The organism is Pseudoalteromonas sp. SWXJZ10B (assembly GCF_015864475.1).
GTDB lineage: Bacteria > Pseudomonadota > Gammaproteobacteria > Enterobacterales > Alteromonadaceae > Pseudoalteromonas > Pseudoalteromonas arctica.
In genome coordinates, this window is sequence record NZ_JADYXD010000013.1 from 11,457 (window position 1) to 28,295 (window position 16,839).

General features: G+C 40.4%; 15 protein-coding genes. 10 read left to right on the top strand and 5 right to left on the bottom strand.

Translation table 11 applies throughout. The annotated features are described in order from the left end of the window. Window positions 1–110: 110 nt before the first annotated feature. The 7 genes from pilW (at window position 111) to der (ending at window position 8,988) form a co-directional block, all read left to right on the top strand. Entirely contained in the window at window positions 111–1,949 is a 1,839-nt protein-coding gene (gene pilW / locus I6F54_RS12690) for a type IV pilus biogenesis/stability protein PilW (protein ID WP_197141629.1), read from the top strand. Further along, entirely contained in the window at window positions 1,946–2,815 is an 870-nt protein-coding gene (locus I6F54_RS12695; protein WP_007583424.1) for a RodZ domain-containing protein, read from the top strand. The genes pilW and I6F54_RS12695 overlap by 4 nt, the downstream gene beginning before the upstream one ends. 5 nt (window positions 2,816–2,820) lie before the next feature. Further along, window positions 2,821–3,939 carry a flavodoxin-dependent (E)-4-hydroxy-3-methylbut-2-enyl-diphosphate synthase gene (ispG, locus tag I6F54_RS12700; protein ID WP_007583427.1) on the top strand — a complete coding sequence of 373 codons (1,119 nt, stop codon included), beginning with the start codon at window positions 2,821–2,823 and terminating at the stop codon, window positions 3,937–3,939. 398 nt (window positions 3,940–4,337) lie between these two features. Further along, entirely contained in the window at window positions 4,338–5,618 is a 1,281-nt protein-coding gene (hisS, locus tag I6F54_RS12705) for a histidine--tRNA ligase (RefSeq protein ID WP_007583429.1), read from the top strand. Window positions 5,619–5,637: 19 nt separating this feature from the next. Continuing rightward, window positions 5,638–6,258: a YfgM family protein gene (locus tag I6F54_RS12710; RefSeq protein WP_165740736.1), complete on the top strand. Its 621-nt coding sequence runs from the start codon at window positions 5,638–5,640 to the stop codon at window positions 6,256–6,258. Between the two features lie 10 nt (window positions 6,259–6,268). After that, window positions 6,269–7,447: an outer membrane protein assembly factor BamB gene (gene bamB, locus I6F54_RS12715; RefSeq protein WP_197141631.1), complete on the top strand. Its 1,179-nt coding sequence runs from the start codon at window positions 6,269–6,271 to the stop codon at window positions 7,445–7,447. Window positions 7,448–7,521: 74 nt separating this feature from the next. Continuing rightward, window positions 7,522–8,988, top strand: a complete 1,467-nt coding sequence (der, locus tag I6F54_RS12720) for a ribosome biogenesis GTPase Der (protein ID WP_024592997.1) — start codon at window positions 7,522–7,524, stop codon at window positions 8,986–8,988. Between the two features lie 80 nt (window positions 8,989–9,068). Here the strand turns inward: der and I6F54_RS12725 are convergent, their stop codons facing one another. Together I6F54_RS12725 and I6F54_RS12730 are read right to left on the bottom strand one after the other, a co-directional pair. Beyond that, window positions 9,069–9,572 (bottom strand): TFIIB-type zinc ribbon-containing protein, encoded by a 504-nt coding sequence (locus I6F54_RS12725; protein ID WP_197141633.1) that lies wholly within the window; start codon window positions 9,570–9,572, stop codon window positions 9,069–9,071. Between the two features lie 35 nt (window positions 9,573–9,607). Continuing rightward, window positions 9,608–10,195: a DUF4202 domain-containing protein gene (locus I6F54_RS12730; protein ID WP_165740663.1), complete on the bottom strand. Its 588-nt coding sequence runs from the start codon at window positions 10,193–10,195 to the stop codon at window positions 9,608–9,610. 228 nt (window positions 10,196–10,423) lie between these two features. Between I6F54_RS12730 and I6F54_RS12735 the strand changes: the two genes are divergently transcribed. Beyond that, window positions 10,424–12,151: a DUF885 domain-containing protein gene (locus I6F54_RS12735; RefSeq protein WP_165740662.1), complete on the top strand. Its 1,728-nt coding sequence runs from the start codon at window positions 10,424–10,426 to the stop codon at window positions 12,149–12,151. Between the two features lie 132 nt (window positions 12,152–12,283). Next, a complete protein-coding gene (locus tag I6F54_RS12740) occupies window positions 12,284–13,603 on the top strand; it encodes a DASH family cryptochrome (protein ID WP_165740661.1) in 1,320 nt (439 codons plus the stop codon). Window positions 13,604–13,629: 26 nt separating this feature from the next. On the opposite strand, the gene I6F54_RS12745 is transcribed toward I6F54_RS12740, so the two are convergent. Then, a complete protein-coding gene (locus tag I6F54_RS12745; RefSeq protein ID WP_197141635.1) occupies window positions 13,630–14,706 on the bottom strand; it encodes a YeiH family protein in 1,077 nt (358 codons plus the stop codon). 121 nt (window positions 14,707–14,827) lie between these two features. Between I6F54_RS12745 and I6F54_RS12750 the strand changes: the two genes are divergently transcribed. Next, window positions 14,828–15,706, top strand: a complete 879-nt coding sequence (locus I6F54_RS12750; RefSeq protein WP_197141637.1) for a LysR family transcriptional regulator — start codon at window positions 14,828–14,830, stop codon at window positions 15,704–15,706. Window positions 15,707–15,771: 65 nt separating this feature from the next. On the opposite strand, the gene I6F54_RS12755 is transcribed toward I6F54_RS12750, so the two are convergent. Continuing rightward, window positions 15,772–16,158: a hypothetical protein gene (locus tag I6F54_RS12755; RefSeq protein ID WP_165728764.1), complete on the bottom strand. Its 387-nt coding sequence runs from the start codon at window positions 16,156–16,158 to the stop codon at window positions 15,772–15,774. 215 nt (window positions 16,159–16,373) lie between these two features. Then, on the bottom strand, window positions 16,374–16,832 hold the full coding sequence (locus tag I6F54_RS12760; RefSeq protein WP_197141639.1) for a TlpA family protein disulfide reductase: 459 nt from the start codon (window positions 16,830–16,832) through the stop codon (window positions 16,374–16,376). Between the last annotated feature and the right edge of the window lie 7 nt (window positions 16,833–16,839).

Here is a 16,839-nt window from a genome sequence, read left to right on the forward strand (position 1 = left end):
GTTAATTAGTCATGTAGGGTGGTTAAGTTGTTTATTTTTAAATAAATGATGCAACAACAAAGGTTTTAGGTAAGATAGGCGCCATGGACTAAAAATAAAGAGATAAGGTAATGCGATCTATACTTGCTATAACACTATCAACACTTGCCTTAAGTGGCTGTGTTAGCGAAAGTAGTTATAACGGCAGTAATAAACCCGTCGTCGAAAATAAAATTAATAATACTGGCGCAGCACGAACACGAATTGCTTTAGCCCTACAGTATTTAAAAACGGGTAATAACTCTCAAGCCAAATACAATTTAGAACGTGCAGCTGCATTTGCTCCTGACCTACCTGAAGTACATTACTCTCTTGCTTATTACTATCAACAAGTAGGCGAAAACCCGCTAGCTGATAAAGCCTACCAAAAAGCACTCGAAATAAAGCCTGACGATCCTAATACCCTTAATAACTACGGCGTGTTTTTATGTGGTATTGATGAATACGATCGTGCAACTGATCAATTTTTAAAAGCCATTGAAGTACCAAGTTATATTCGCGTTGCCGAAAGTTACGAAAATTTAGCCTTGTGTGCTATTGAATTTGATGATTTTGAAAATGCAGAAAGTTACTTTCAACAGGCACTTAATCACAGCTCTCAGCGTACATCTACGTTAATTAGTTTAGCAGCGCTGTATTACGCAAAAAGTGACTTATACAAAGCCAGTGAACTTTTAAAACGCTACGAAAGCACAGGTCGAGTATCTTCTCGCGCATTAATGCTTAGCTACCTTGTAAAAAACAGAATGGGCAGAATAGAAGAGGCTGAAAAAATTTCCAGCACTATTTTACAAACTTACTCTAGCAGTAACGAAGCCTATGCATTAAAAGAGAAAAGAACACGTTTTAATGAGTTTGAAATACTGCGAGAAAAATACCGCAAAGCGCAGTTAAAAGAACTAAAAAATGACGAAAGCGGCGCGCACGTTAGTTCAAAACCAAAAATAAAAGTAATCAGAAAGAAACGTTCACCACAAGACGGTTCAACAAGCTTGGTAACAAACAACGAACAAAAAACAGATAAAAAGCTCGCAACAGCAAATAACCAAGATGTAAATCCAGTTATAGTAAGAGAAAAGCAAGCTAAGGCGGTACAAAACACGGTCAGTAAGCAAGCCGACGAAGCAACCGTAATAGCAAAACAAGTAACAACCCAAAAAGAAGAAGCTCCTAAAGTCGTCGCACCAAGCAACCCTACCGATACAACGGCTGTTATGCTTGCACTTACTACTGAGCACGACTCTGCAGATTCCGTAGTAGCTGCACCTAAAAAAGCTAAGTCCGTTTACGAACCTCAAAAAGAAGTTATAGCAACAAAACAACCAGCTAAAGCCGATGACGAAGTTACAATAATTTCGTTTGGCGCACCTAAAACAGGCCAGTTTAATTCGCAGCAAACTAGTAACTATAGTAATTCAGTTCCTGCAGTTACCGCTCAAAAAAATAGTAGTGACGTGGTATTCTACGAAGCGACTAAAAATACAACTGTATTTAAAAATAGCAGCTATCAAAATGATGCAGATATTGAATTTAAAAGTTACGAAGCAGTACAAAAAACAGAGCTCCCAATGCTTAACCCTAAAGTATCGCCTTTACGCGTGCCATTTCACGTAATTGCTGTTGGCGAAAACCTATTTAGCATTTCGGTGCGATACAATGTTAAACTACAAAAGCTCCTGCAATGGAATGGTCTAAAAGAGTCGGATCGGGTAATGAATGGAAGTAAAATATACCTAAACGATCCAAATATTTATTACGAAATTAAAGCTGGTGATTCCCTTTACGATATAGCTACCCAGCGGCATGTATTAATTGATGAATTAATGCGATGGAATAAATTAAGTCCTGATATAGCACTAAAACCAGGGCACAAACTTTTACTAGTGGATCCAGACTCATACACATTATGAATGAAGAAAATACGCAAACACAGAGCGAACAGCCAACTGTAGGCCAGATATTAAAAAATCACAGAGAACAAGCGAACGTTAGCATAGCGACTATTGCTGCACCGTTAAAGCTGTCTGAACTTCAAATTAAACGCCTTGAAAATGATGAATTTACATTACTAGGCCCTATTACTTTTGTTAAAGGCTATATAAAAAACTATTGCCGTGAATTAAAAGTAGATAGCGCACCTATATTAGCAATGATGCCAGCCCCACCGGAGCCGGCTAAACCCGCTAATATGCAGAGTTTTTCACGCCGTACAGAAAAAGAAGCAAACGACAGCCGCTTAATGTTTTTTAGCTATTTAATTTTAGCGATTGTTATTGGCTCATCTGCTTTATGGTTTTGGCAAAACGCGACACCTATTGAAGAGCAAACGAGTAACATAAACGTTGCCAACTCAAAAATGAGCGAGCGCCAAGCCGCTCAACCCAGTATTTCAGAGCAACAGCAACAAGCCGAAATTGACGATGAATCATTATTAGAATCACAAAGCACGTCTAGTGAAACATCAACAAGCCCAGAAATAGTTAAAGAAACGGCTCCTATTGCTTCTAACAGCGCAAGTCAAGACGATGCTAGCAGTACAATTGTCATGAACTTTAATGGCGAAAGTTGGGTTGAAATTTACGACGGCGAAGGCGAGAAAATAGCATTCGGCGTTAAAAAAGCAGGCTACATTATGACCGTAAGCGGTACGCCTCCTTTTTCAGTTGTGCTTGGTAAGCATGACGCTGTAGACATTACTTTAAACGGTGAACCTGTAGATGTTTCTGCATTTCCTCAAAACCGTTTAGCCAAATTTACATTACCACTAGCAGAGTAGTCGCTATGTTTTCAGAATCTCCAATTAAACGCAGAAAATCCACCCGAATCAATGTAGGTAACGTCCCTATTGGTGATGGTGCCCCTATTGCAGTGCAATCAATGACCAACACCGACACCATGGATGTTGATGCAACTGTTGCACAAATACAGGCAATACAAGATGCAGGTGCCGACATAGTCCGTGTATCAGTACCAACAATGGATGCAGCCGAAGCGTTTAAAAGTATTAAAGAACAAGTAACGATTCCGCTAGTAGCCGATATTCACTTTGATTACCGTATAGCCTTAAAAGTGGCAAAATACGGCGTTGATTGCCTGCGTATAAACCCAGGGAATATAGGTAGTGAAGAGCGTATTAGAGCCGTAGTAGACTCAGCACGCGAGCATAACATTCCTATTCGTATTGGTGTAAATGGCGGTTCACTAGAGCGCGACTTACAAGAAAAATACGGCGAACCAACACCAGAAGCCTTATTAGAATCAGCAATGCGCCATGTAGATATATTGCGCCGCCTTGATTTTGACCAATTTAAAATATCAGTAAAAGCGTCTGACGTATTTTTAGCTGTAGGAGCATATCGCTTACTCGCTAAAGAAATAGACCAACCACTACATTTAGGTATTACCGAAGCGGGCGGCATGCGCTCAGGCTCTGTTAAATCTGCAGTAGGTTTAGGTATGTTATTAGCCGAAGGTATTGGCGATACCCTGCGTGTATCACTTGCTGCCGATCCTGTTCAAGAAATTAAAGTCGGCTTTGATATCTTAAATTCATTGCGCATTCGTTCGCGTGGAATTAACTTTATTGCCTGCCCTAGCTGCTCACGCCAAGAGTTTGATGTAGTAAGCACCATGAACCAACTTGAAGAGCGCTTAGAGGATATTATCGAACCTATGTCAGTTTCGGTAATTGGTTGCGTTGTAAATGGACCAGGTGAAGCGCTTGTGAGTGATATAGGGCTTGCCGGTGCAAATCGTCGCTCTGGTTTGTATATAAATGGCGAACGCCAAAAAGCGCGCATTGATAACAACAACATTGTTGATCAGCTTGAAGGTTATGTACGCGACTTTATAGAAAAAAAGCAGAGCCAAACACCGATTGACATAAAAATAGTCGAATAAATACCGTTTAAGGTGGCAAACCCCGTGGTTTGCCGTTTACCTTTATAGCTAGTGGATACCCAAACGACCCCAAGATACAGAATTCAGCGTTTCACAGGCTCTTAATATCAAGGCGTTACTTTGCAAGAATGGCAATCCCTTTTAAAAAGTAACAACGATGAGAGTAAGTGTCTGTGAACCGCCCAACGGGTTGGTTTAAAAGCGATTTATACTGCGTTATTGATTTTAACAATAGAACCACTATTACTTTCAATCAATGCCTTGCCTAAATCGCTTTTAATTCCAACTGAAACTCGCATCATGGGGTCATTTGGGTATATAATGACGGGTCAATTTTTAGCATTCTTGTTGTGTAAGCATTTTTCATTACACAAAAAAACAGCATTTAGGATTTATCAGTGGCAAAACAAATTCAGGCAGTTCGCGGTATGAACGATTGTCTGCCGGGCGATACACAAGTTTGGCAGAAAGTAGAAAACATTTTACGCGAGACAGTAGCATCGTTCGGTTATCAAGAAATTCGTTTTCCTATTGTAGAATCAACCGACTTATTTAAACGCTCTATTGGTGAAGTTACCGATATAGTAGAAAAAGAAATGTACACCTTTGCCGATCGCAATGGCGACTTATTAACACTTCGCCCAGAAGGCACCGCAGTATGCGTACGTGCTGGCAACCAAAATGGCTTACTATACAACCAAGAACAACGCCTTTGGTACATGGGTCCAATGTTTCGTCACGAGCGTCCGCAAAAAGGTCGTTACCGTCAGTTTCACCAATTTGGTTTAGAAACATTTGGTATTGCTACAGCAGATATAGACGCAGAAGTTATTTTATTAACAGCGCAACTATGGGAAGCCTTTGGTATTACTGACCACGTTCGTTTAGAGCTAAATTCTTTAGGGTCTAACGAAGCGCGTGCAGATTACCGTGATGCGTTAGTAGCCTACCTTGAGCAACACATTGATGTGCTTGATGAAGACTCAAAACGTCGTATGTATTCAAACCCATTACGCGTACTTGATAGCAAAAATCCAGACGTACAAGCAATTTTAACTGATGCGCCTAAATTGTCTGAAAATTTAGATGCTGAATCAAAAGAACATTTTGCAAATTTATGTGAACGTTTAGACGCTGCTGGCGTCTCATATACGGTTAATGAAAAGTTAGTACGTGGTTTAGACTACTACAACCGCACTGTATTTGAATGGGTAACCGACAGTTTAGGTGCACAAGGCACTGTATGTGCTGGCGGACGTTACGATGGCTTAGTTGAACAACTTGGCGGCAAAGCAACGCCAGCAGTTGGTTTTGCAATGGGTCTAGAGCGCTTAGTATTATTACTACAAGCACTTGAGTGTGTAGGTGACATTCGTCGTAATGCTGATGTATATTTAGCAGCAATGGGCGACAAAGCAAGCATTCAAGCACCTGCAATTGCAGCGCAACTACGCAAAGACGTACCGGGTTTGCGCGTTATGGTACATGCGGGCGGCGGCAACTTTAAAAAACAATTAAAACGTGCTGATAAAAGCGATGCACTTGTTGCAGTGATTATTGGCGAAGATGAATTAGAAAAAGGCGTTGTGACCATCAAGTATTTACGCGAGCGTAAAGAACAAGTCACATTAGAATTAGAACAAGCTAAAGCGCTATTAGCTGAGCTTATTAACGGCTAAGCGAACATTAGAGGTAAGAATGGACATTTATTCAACAGAAGAACAACAAGCAGAAGCCATTAAACGCTTTTTCCGTGAAAACGGCATTTCACTTGCGCTAGGTATACTTGTTGGCCTAGGTGGCTTATATGGCTGGAAAGCATATAACCAAAACCAAATTACTACCGCTGAAAAAGCATCAGATTCATATACAACACTTGTTGAAAGCGATGATGTATTATCTTCAGCTGATGCGTTTATTAGCGAAAATAAAGATACAAACTACGCAACACTTGCAGCATTTGTAGCTGCAAAAGACGCAGTAGAAGCGAAAAAACTAGACGTAGCAAGCGAAAAGCTAAGCTGGGTTGTGTCTAATACGCCAAATACAGAATTAAAAGCAATTGCGATTACACGTTTAGCACGTGTTCAAATTGCGCAAACTAAATATGACGATGCATTAACGACATTAAATGCACCATTACCTGAAGCGTTCAATGCAAACGTGGCCGAGCTTAAAGGCGACATTTACACTGAGCAAGGTAATAAAGATCAAGCACGTACTGCATACCAAGCAGCAATAGATGCGGGTGGATTAACAAGTAACCCACTATTACAAATTAAGTTAGATGACCTAGCAGTAACTAGCCCAGCGGCATAAGGTTTTAGGCATGAAAAAATTTACAACAGCAGCTCTTGCCCTATGTATGGCAACATTGATGGGTTGTTCATCAAGTGATGATGAAGATGAACTAGTACTTCCTGAAATTGTAAACCAATTTGAAACTGACGTTGTTTGGCAAGAATCTGTAGGTGATGGCGTAGAGCATTATTTTTCTCGTTTAACACCCGCAGTTTACAAAGATACTGTGTATGTTGCTAGCCGCGAAGGCCAAGTAGAAGCGCTTTCGCTTGATAATGGCGATACAAAATGGGAAACCGATGTACGCCAAGACTTATCATTTTGGCCTTGGGCTAACAACGGAAATGCAAAATTATCAGGTGGTATTTTGCAAGCCTATGGTAAAATTTATATAGGTTCTGAACACGGCTTTATTATTGCTCTTGATCGCGAAACCGGTGAAGAAGTTTGGCGTAAAAACGTACCAGGCGAATCACTGTCTAAACCAACAGCAGGCGATGGCTTAATATTTGTAAATTTAGGCTCTGGTAAATTGTTAGCCCTTCACCCAGATACAGGCGAAGAGCGTTGGAGCTTTGAACAAGAAGTTCCACCACTAACATTACGCGGACAAAGCTCGCCAACCGTTGCTAACGGTGGTGTATTAGTAGGCCTTGAAACAGGCAAGCTAAGCGTATTAATTTCAGACAGTGGTTACTCAGCATGGAGCGCAGAAATTGCGGTTGCTAAAGGCGCATCAGAATTTGAACGCCTAGTTGACGTAGACACTCAACCACTTATTAGCGGTCCATACGCTTACGCTATAGCTTACAACGGCAACTTAGCTGCTGTAGATATTCGCTCTGGCAATGTTGTATGGAAACGTGAGTACAGCAGCTACCGCGAAATTGCGATGGATGCACAAACAATTTATTTAGTAGATAGCGATGGTGTTATTTACGCATTAGATAAAAATTCAGGTATTGAACGTTGGAGCCAACCCGCTCTACGTGGTTGGTACCTAACAGGGCCTGCAGTTGCAGGTAACCACTTAGCTTTAGGCGACCAAGAAGGTAACCTACATTGGCTAAATAAAGAAACTGGCGAGCTAGTATCTCGTGAAGACTTTGACAGCTCGGGCTTTTTTGTTGAGCCAGTTGTTGCCGACGATAAGCTAATTTTATACACCCGTGATGGTGAAGTTAGTATGGTAAAAATACCAAACTAAGTTACTAATAGTCATATGGTTTTTTTAAGGCTTCGCACTGCGAAGCCTTTTGTTGTTTTTTAAAGAGGTAGTTTATGCTTCCCGTGATCGCTCTAGTTGGGCGACCCAATGTGGGCAAATCCACATTATTTAACCGTTTAACACGTACTCGTGATGCACTCGTAGCCGATTTTCCAGGTTTAACACGAGATAGAAAATATGGCCAAGCTAGTTACGATGGCTATGAATTTATCGTGGTAGACACGGGCGGTATTGATGGCTCAGAAGAAGGCATCGAAATCGAAATGGCAGATCAATCTCTGCTAGCCATTGAAGAAGCCGACATTGTTCTGTTTTTAGTAGATGCTCGTGTAGGTATGACCGTAGCTGACCAAGCAATTGCTAATCACTTGCGCAAGCAAGATAAAAAGTGTTTTGTTGTTGCTAATAAAACCGATGGTATTGATGCAGATTCAAACTGTGCTGAATTTTACCAATTATCATTAGGTGAAATTCATCATATTGCTGCATCGCATGGCCGTGGTATTACGTTATTACTTGAGCAAACACTTCAGCCGCTTATTGCTGAATTAGCTGCACAAGACGAAGACGTAACAGGCGATGACGAAGAGCTTATTAATCTTTACGAAGAAGATGAAGACAGCGATACCGATCACCAGGCATTTGCAGACAAACCTGTAAAGCTTGCAATTATTGGTCGCCCTAACGTTGGTAAGTCAACGCTTACAAACCGTATACTGGGTGAAGATCGCGTAATTGTATACGACATGCCAGGTACAACACGTGACTCTATCTACATTCCGATGACTCGAAATGAAAAAGAGTATGTGTTAATTGACACCGCAGGTGTTCGTAAGCGTAAAAAAGTAAGCGACGTTGTTGAAAAGTTCTCAGTAATTAAAACGCTTCAAGCAATCGAAGATTGTAACGTTGTGTTATTGATTGTTGATGCTCGCGATGGTATTTCAGATCAAGATTTAAGCTTATTAGGCTTTGCTCTTAACTCAGGTCGTTCATTGGTAATTGCAGTGAACAAATGGGATGGCTTAGACGATTACGTTAAAGATCGTATTAAATCAGAGCTCGATCGCCGTTTAGGCTTTATTGACTTTGCACGCCTACACTTTATATCTGCACTACACGGTACAGGTGTTGGTCATTTATTCGAGTCTGTTGACGAAGCGTATGAATCAGCTACTAAACGTATAAGTACTGCAATGTTACGTCGTATTATGGACATGGCTCAAGCCGATCATCAGCCACCACTTGTTCGTGGTCGCCGTGTTAAGCTCAAATATGCCCATGCCGGTGGCTATAACCCACCACGTATTGTTATTCACGGTAACCAAGTTAAAGATTTACCAGATAGCTATAAACGCTACCTGATGAACTATTACCGTAAAGCGCTTAAAATTATGGGCACCCCTATCAAAATCGAATTTAGAGAAGGTGAAAACCCATTTGCTGGCCGTGTTAATAAAGTAACACTGTCGCAAAAACGTAAAATACGTGCGTTTGCCAAAGAAAACCGTAATAAATAAACTTTTCAAGAGTTAGTTTATTACAATAAAAACGGCGTACTTTTTAGTACGCCGTTTTTGTTTTAATATGTGATTAAGAGTTACAAACCAAGTAAAGCTAAGCGCACTAAGTTCTCCACCGTGGCTTCATGCGCACTTTTATTTTTATTAGTTGGCGTAAACCTAGAAGCAGGTAATTTAATAGTTATAAACCCATGATTGGTTGCCATTTCGTGGGCTAACAGTTTACGCTCTCGAGGTGTTAAATGGTTTTCGTGTATTTTTGCCAGCTCGCCGCTATCAAGCCATATGCCTGCACAGCCTGGGCATTCGTCTATTTCGACAGCCTTTACTGGCGAAAAATACCTGCGCATCATCACAATGCTTATGCACTTTGGACAATTAATTCGTAGCGATACATCGTATTCACTCTCGATATGATCACTCAAATATTTAAGTAATACCTCACCGTGCTTTAACTCTGGCGAGCTAAACTTAAAAATTTGGCTGTTATCAAAAAATACGCCGCCTTGAGCTGACGTAAAGACAGTAAAACCGCCAACAAGTAAAGGCTCAAGTGGCGTATTAGTTCTAGGGCAATACATTTAAAATTCCTTTTTTATTTTTATACTTTTATTATTTATTCAAGCGCTTTATGAATAAGCCCAACTAGCGGCGCGGGTAACGTAATATTACCTGTAAGTACAAACTCGTGTGCCTCATCTGACATTTTTTGCCATGTACGGCGAATAATACCAATCCATTTTTCTTCATTGTAATCTGGTTTTGCATTGGCAAACCCAAGCATGTAGTGTTCAATAAACACCAAACTCGCTACATCTTCTACTAATTGGCTATCTGGATTGCGCTTAATATCTTTTTTAGCAACAGCGTTATAAACACGGTTTTGGTCCGTATCGTTAAACCCAGCTTGTTTCATTAATTCAACGGCTAGTGACGCATGAAAAATATAAAGTGCGCTGCGCCATTGATGATAACCCTGCTTGTTCATTTCAAAGTCACTACGTGGCGACTTCCAACGCTGAATATGCTGTGCACGCACTGCAACTTGCATGAGTTCATCGGCATCTGGTTTAAAACGAGTTAGCATTTCGCTCATACGCAAGCCGTATAAGCTTTCTTTTGGAAAGCTTTGCCCATTGTGCTGCTCAGTATTAGGGTCTTGGTTATTAGCTTCATCAATCAGCGTTATTACTTTATTAAACATGACGGTCTTTTATTGTAATTAGTTTTAATCATTCTAAACGCTGATAAAACAATAAACTAGTGGCCCACTCACTTCAGCGGTGAAATTTGTTCAATCAAAAAGTAAAACCAATTGATACTGGTTATAAAAGTAAGCGCATTAATAAAGTTAACTTGGTACTATATTAAAAACAAAAATGATAAATGTGCGTACACTAATAAAAATTAACGCGCTAAAAATGAGAATAATATGTTCAAAAAAACAATTTTAGCTATTTGCTTAGCTGTAGCATCACTGCCGAGCGCAGCCGATAGCAATGCAGATTTAAAAACCATTATTGATAACCATTGGCAAAATGCAAAAGCCGAAAAAATATTCTTTCGTACCGACCCTGATGGTTGGAAACCCAGTGGTACATTACCAAATTGGACCGAACAAGCCATTGCAAAGCGCCAAGCTTATAATAACAATGTATTAAAAAACTTAAGTAAAATAGATCCTAAAACGCTGAGCAGCTCGCAGTTAATGAACTACCGTTTATTTAAATACGAGCGAGAAACAGAGCAGCAAAGTTACCTTTTTCAAGATAAGTATTTTCAGGTTAACTTTTTAAGTGGCTGGCATACCTACTTTGCCGAAGCACCGGCTAATATGGCATTTTTAACACCTGATGATTACAACGCATTTTTAGTAAGCCTTGCCGACTACCCTCGCTTTAATCAAGAAAACATTAACTTGATGAAGGAAGGCATTGAAAAGGGTTACACCCACTACTGCAAAACATTTGAAAATTACAGCCAGAGCATTAACGCTCATATAGTTAAGCAACCTGAAAATAGCGCCTTATACGAGCCCTTCACCCGTATACCAAATACATTTACAGCAGAGCAAAAGGCCACATACCAAAACAAAGCTAAAGCCTTAATTAGCTCAAAAGTAGTACCAGCTTATCAGCACTTTTACGACTTTTTTGAAAACGATTACATGCCTAACTGTAGAGCAGAGCCAGGTATTTCAAGTGTTAAAGGCGGGCTTGAGTATTATAAATATGCGGTAAATTATTACACCACAACCAATGCAACACCCAAGCAAATACACGAGCTTGGCTTAAAAGAAGTGGCGCGTATAAAAACGCAAATGCAAAACATTATTGATAAAGTAGGTTTTGACGGCACTTACAGCGATTTTTTAGAATTTTTAGCAACCGATGAGCAATTTTACGCAACAGACGCGCAAGACCTGCTTGAAAAAACAGCCTTTATTACGCAAAAAATGTATGGCAAATTACCAACCTACTTTAATCATTTACCGCGTAACACCTTTACAATAAAAGGCTCAGCGAGTCGTGGCGCTTTTTATATGCCACCGGCTGATAACCGCTCGCCGGGTACTTACTTTTTAGCCTCAACACCTAAGCTACAACCTTTATATAATTTAGAAGCACTAAGCCTACACGAAGCAATACCAGGGCATCATTTACAAAACGCCATTGCAATGGAGTTAGACGTACCTGAGTTTAGACGCACACTTAGCCACTCAGCATTTGGCGAAGGCTGGGCACTTTACACTGAACGCTTAGGTAAAGAAGCCGGCTTTTATCAAAACCCATACAGCGACTTTGGTCGTTTAGGTTACGAAATGTGGCGCGCAGTGAGGCTTGTTGTTGATACCGGTATTCATGCATTTGGCTGGAGCCGCCAAAAGGCAATAGACTACTTAGCAGATCACACTGCATTGCCACAAAGCGCAGTGGAGGATCAAATAGATCGTTATATCTCATGGCCAGGCCAAGCGCTCTCGTACAAAATGGGCGAGCTAAAAATACGCGAACTACGTGCAAAAGCGGAAAAAGAACTAGGCGCTAAATTTGATATTCGCAGCTTTCACGACACCGTTATTGGCCAAGGTTCATTGCCTATGTCAGTACTTGAGGATGTAATAAACGATTGGATAGCAGAGCAAAAATCAGCTATTTAAAAACAATACTTCAATAAGCTAAGAGGCGGTTTAATAATCGCCTCTTTTTAAAAGTCTATTAACCATCTCAAAACTAATCCCTACCCGCTTTTGCTTCGTAAAGTTAATGATTAAAAAAACCTGAGCAAACCTATGAGCAAACGCATTTTATATTGGCTACAAAACGATTTACGCCTCACTGACAACACTATTTTTAGTGACCTTGCGTCGCAGCAATGCGCACTCGATATTGTATTTGTAATAAATCCGCATTGGTTCAAAAATAATAACTACCAACAAAAACCATATGGCGTGCATAAACAACAGTTTTTAATGCAAAGCTTATTTGAGCTACAGCAGACGCTTATTGAACGCGGACAAACACTGCACGTGCTTGAAGGTGAACCAATAGCGCTTTTAAAAGCGCGTATAAATGATCTAAACATTGATGAAGTTGTATTTAGCAAGCAAATCGGTTTGTACGAGCAACGCCAAATAAGTTTACTTAAAGCGCATTGCCCAAATACAGAATTTACAGGCGTGCTGCAAGACACCCTATTTAAACAAAGCGACCTACCTTTTAATTTAAACGAGCTGCCTAAAAGCTTTACGCCGTTTCGTAAAAAGGTAGAGGCAGCCAATATACCTATAACTCTCTCAATGTTACCTGAAGGTTTACTCCCTCAACCTATAACATTATGTGCGGCCAAACCAATTGAGCTTACTGAACATACTGATGACAACAACGCGATAATGCACGGCGGATTTAAAAGTGCGCAAGCTCATTTAGCGCAGTACTTTTCGGGCTTACTGCCAAGTACCTATAAAACAACTCGAAACGAGCTTGATGGCTTTAATAACACCACAAAATTTAGTACCTGGCTTGCCTTTGGCTGTGTAAGTGCACGGCAAGTTTATAAAGCGGTTGAAGAGTACGAACATAAACATATCGTCAACGAATCTACTTATTGGATTAAGTTTGAATTGCTATGGCGAGAGTATTTTAAATGGCATGCACTCAATGCGGGCAACAGCTTATTTAGCTTTAAAGGCCAAAAACAAACCAAACCCCTAACAACGTTTATGCCAAACCGCTTTGCTGCGTGGTGTAATGGCTCAACACCCTTCCCATTGGTCAATGCCATTATGAATGAGCTTAATGCCACTGGTTATATATCAAACCGAGCAAGGCAAGTTGCGGCAAGTTGTTTAGTTAACGAACTTGGCCTTGATTGGCGCTATGGCGCGGCTTATTTTGAACAGCAATTGATTGATTACGACGTAGCCGCAAACTGGGGCAACTGGCAATACATAGCGGGCGTAGGTGTAGATCCGCGTGGCGGTAGGCACTTTAATATTGAAAAACAAACGTTACAGTTTGATCCGCTCGGTATTTACACTAATAAATGGCAAGGTAATAAAAATACCAGCGCGCAGCTGGATGACTTAAACGAAGTTGATTGGCCAATTTAAGCCAATCAACTTTTACCAAATAACGTTTAAAACAGCTCAGCAATACCTATATTAATGGCAAAGCCGCCTAACGTTAAAAACAAAAATAAACACAGTGCCAGTAACAGCGGTTTAATACCCGCTTGGCGAATTGCCCCAACATGTGTGCGTAAACCCAAAGCCACCATCGCAATGGTGAGTAATATATTATCAAACCAAACAACTGCGTTTGTAGTCACTTGAGGAATAATAGAGAGTGAATGCACACCACTGGCCACTATAAATAACACCGCAAACCAAGGGATTGTAATACCCGCTTTTTGCTCGCCGCCATGTGCGTTTATTTTTGTATGCTTTTTACTTTGCCAAAATGATAAACCTACTAAAAATGGCGCAAGCATCATCACTCTTAGCATTTTCTCAATTACAGCGGTGTCGGCCGCGTTAGCGCTTACCGCAGTGCCCGCCGCAACCACTTGCGCTACTTCATGAATGGTTGAGCCTACAAAAATACCGTACGCGTGCTCGCTCAATCCCATGTACTCAAACATTATTGGGTAGGCAAACATGCTTAGCGTACCAAACACCACCACCGTTGCTACCGCTACTGATACTTTATGCGCCTGTGCTTTTATAACAGGCTCGGTTGCCATCACCGCTGCAGCGCCACAAATAGAGCTACCCGCGCCAATTAATATAGTTGTTTGCTCATCTAGCTTAAATACACGTTTGCCAAGTTGAATTGCTAATATAAATGTACCAACAAGCATAACAATGTCGGTTAGTAAGCCACTCCAACCAACGCCCGCTACTTGCGTAAAGGTTATTCTAAAACCAAACAACACAACGCCCGCTTTGAGCAAAATACTTTTAGCGTAATCAACGCCCACATCGGTATGAGTCGCTATACGCGAAAAAATACTGTTACCCACAATAATACCAACCACAATACCAATAGTGAGTGAGCTAAATTGCGCAGTTTGCATTATTGATAATTTACTAAGCGCAACAGCAACGCCCGCAAGTACAATAACCAGTAACATGCCAATCCACCAGCGAGAGTCACCATACTGTTTAGTGTTAACACCTAAAGGCTGTAACCCATTTTTAATAGTGCTAAGCATGATATTCCCTCAATCAAACAACTCTAATTAGTTGACTTCATTTTAATAAAGGCCAAAATATAACTCCAATATATTAAAATCATGATTCGATAACTTAAGGTTATGTAATTTGAGAGGCACAATGAATTTACATGCACTTAGGGTGTTTTATACGGTAGCAAAGCTTGGTAGTTTTTCAGGCGCAGCCGAGGCGCTTTTTATAAGCCAGCCGGCGGTATCTAAAGCGCTAAAAGAGCTTGAGTATCAACTAAACATACAACTTATTGAACGTGCATCTAAAGGCAAAAAACTCACTTTAAGTGAAGGCGGGCAAGCGCTTTTTGAACATGCGCGTAGTATTTTTGCTATCGAAAAAGCCGCCATTGAAGATATTAAATCGCGCACAGGGCTTAAGCGCGGCACACTTGTTATTGGCACCAGCACAACGATTGCCAGCTATTGGCTGCCTCCTTACTTAGCTAAATTTTGCGCGCAGTTCCCACATATAAAAGTGGAAGTACAAGTGGCCAATACTGCGCAAATTGAACACGCATTACTTGAATGCACTATAGATTTAGCACTGGTTGAAGGCACGCCGACTGAGTCGCATATAATAAGTAAGCACTGGCAAAACGATTTAATGAGTGTGGTTATACCCAGTAACTTTAAGCCCACGAAAGACTTAAAAGCATGGTTAAACAAACAATTTTGGCTACTGCGCGAGCCGGGCTCGGGCACTTTAGAAATGTCGGTTAAGTTATTAGCCCAACATGGCGTAATAGCAGAGTGCAGTATGCAATTGGGCAGCAACGAGGCAATAGCAAGGGCAGTAGCACAAGGAATGGGCGTGGCTTTATTGCCTAATGTAGTCACTGAGGATTTAGTGCAGCTTGGTAAATTAACACGCCTGAGTCAAAAAAATAACGAGCAACTCTCTCGGCCACTGTATCAACTACATTATAAAGACAGGCCCTCTTCGCATGCTGCACAAGCATTCGGAAAAAGCCTGTTTAATGAATAATGTTTAATCTGAGCTGTAAGCCGAGTAAGAAAACGGTTGTGTAACATTAATCGCTTGTTGTGGTGTTACCTTAATTTATTATATATAAGCCAACTAGTTAAACCCATTGAAAGTACTAATAAATGAAGAACCAATGTTACACGATCAAACTCACTAAAAAGACTAAGTAAAAAAACTGGAAGTATACTTAAGATTAAAACTACAGGTAATTTAAATAAATTTAACTTTTGGAGTAATAAGCTAATAGGTAATCCGTAAATGAACATTAAAGGATAGAAATAAAATAAACTTCCCATCCCTATTGATACACCAAAACCAACATCTAAAATTAACGAACTCACAGAAGTATAGTTTTCTATGCCCGCATAAAAATAACAAAAACCAAGGATTGGTAACGCAATTAAAGGACTAAGAATCGCAGCAATCAAATTTTTACGTAGATCCTTAGACATATTAAGAAACACCATAACGAGCTTGTAGATTAATTAGTTTTTTATTTGTTTTAATTGATATGCAAACCATAGCTGAATTCCTATTTTGGCTCAGCCAAAGGGGGAAAATTTTGGCCTTACACATTAAAGTATCAGGAGACTACTCATAGCAGCCCAACAGCTAACTTATAAACCTATTTGCTAAATCGTTAACCCCAAATACGAACAAGCTCTATTTACAAACCCTGTGTTAAATCTTGTGCCAATGTACCCGTTGGCTTTTCAATTACGCGTACTAACTCTTTACCATCGTCTTTTACTATAAACGTAGGGGTGTATTGCAAGTCGTGAGCTTCTGCAATGCCTGCATCGTCTTGCTTGTTGTAACCTACGGCCACATATTCAATGCTTGCAAGTTGTACTTTCGACGTAGAAAGTAACTTAATGAGTTTTGGTACTTCGCGCTCACTGTCGTGGCACCACGTACCAAATAATACAATAAGCTCTTTGCCTTCTAGCTTTTGCATTAGGGCTATATCTTGTGCTGTTGGTGTATACGCTTTGTATTGCTCGTTAAACTTGTTGTAGTCGCTTAGCAGTTCTTGCGTACTTATCTCGCCCGAAAATGGCGCCGTAGCAGCGCAGCTTACAAGCGGCATGCTTAAAGCACACAATAAAATTAATTGTTTAAACATAAGGTAC

Excerpts from the sequence above, each read along its gene's own strand:
- I6F54_RS12725 (WP_197141633.1), bottom strand. The coding sequence starts at position 9,572 with ATGTATTGCCCTAGAACTAATACGCCACTTGAGCCTTTACTTGTTGGC.
- I6F54_RS12710 (WP_165740736.1), top strand. The coding sequence starts at position 5,638 with ATGGACATTTATTCAACAGAAGAACAACAAGCAGAAGCCATTAAACGC.
- I6F54_RS12735 (WP_165740662.1), top strand. The coding sequence starts at position 10,424 with ATGTTCAAAAAAACAATTTTAGCTATTTGCTTAGCTGTAGCATCACTG.
- pilW (WP_197141629.1), top strand. The coding sequence starts at position 111 with ATGCGATCTATACTTGCTATAACACTATCAACACTTGCCTTAAGTGGC.
- I6F54_RS12760 (WP_197141639.1), bottom strand. The coding sequence starts at position 16,832 with ATGTTTAAACAATTAATTTTATTGTGTGCTTTAAGCATGCCGCTTGTA.
- I6F54_RS12755 (WP_165728764.1), bottom strand. The coding sequence starts at position 16,158 with ATGTCTAAGGATCTACGTAAAAATTTGATTGCTGCGATTCTTAGTCCT.
- I6F54_RS12730 (WP_165740663.1), bottom strand. The coding sequence starts at position 10,195 with ATGTTTAATAAAGTAATAACGCTGATTGATGAAGCTAATAACCAAGAC.
- bamB (WP_197141631.1), top strand. The coding sequence starts at position 6,269 with ATGAAAAAATTTACAACAGCAGCTCTTGCCCTATGTATGGCAACATTG.
- I6F54_RS12750 (WP_197141637.1), top strand. The coding sequence starts at position 14,828 with ATGAATTTACATGCACTTAGGGTGTTTTATACGGTAGCAAAGCTTGGT.
- I6F54_RS12740 (WP_165740661.1), top strand. The coding sequence starts at position 12,284 with ATGAGCAAACGCATTTTATATTGGCTACAAAACGATTTACGCCTCACT.
- der (WP_024592997.1), top strand. The coding sequence starts at position 7,522 with ATGCTTCCCGTGATCGCTCTAGTTGGGCGACCCAATGTGGGCAAATCC.
- I6F54_RS12695 (WP_007583424.1), top strand. The coding sequence starts at position 1,946 with ATGAATGAAGAAAATACGCAAACACAGAGCGAACAGCCAACTGTAGGC.
- ispG (WP_007583427.1), top strand. The coding sequence starts at position 2,821 with ATGTTTTCAGAATCTCCAATTAAACGCAGAAAATCCACCCGAATCAAT.
- I6F54_RS12745 (WP_197141635.1), bottom strand. The coding sequence starts at position 14,706 with ATGCTTAGCACTATTAAAAATGGGTTACAGCCTTTAGGTGTTAACACT.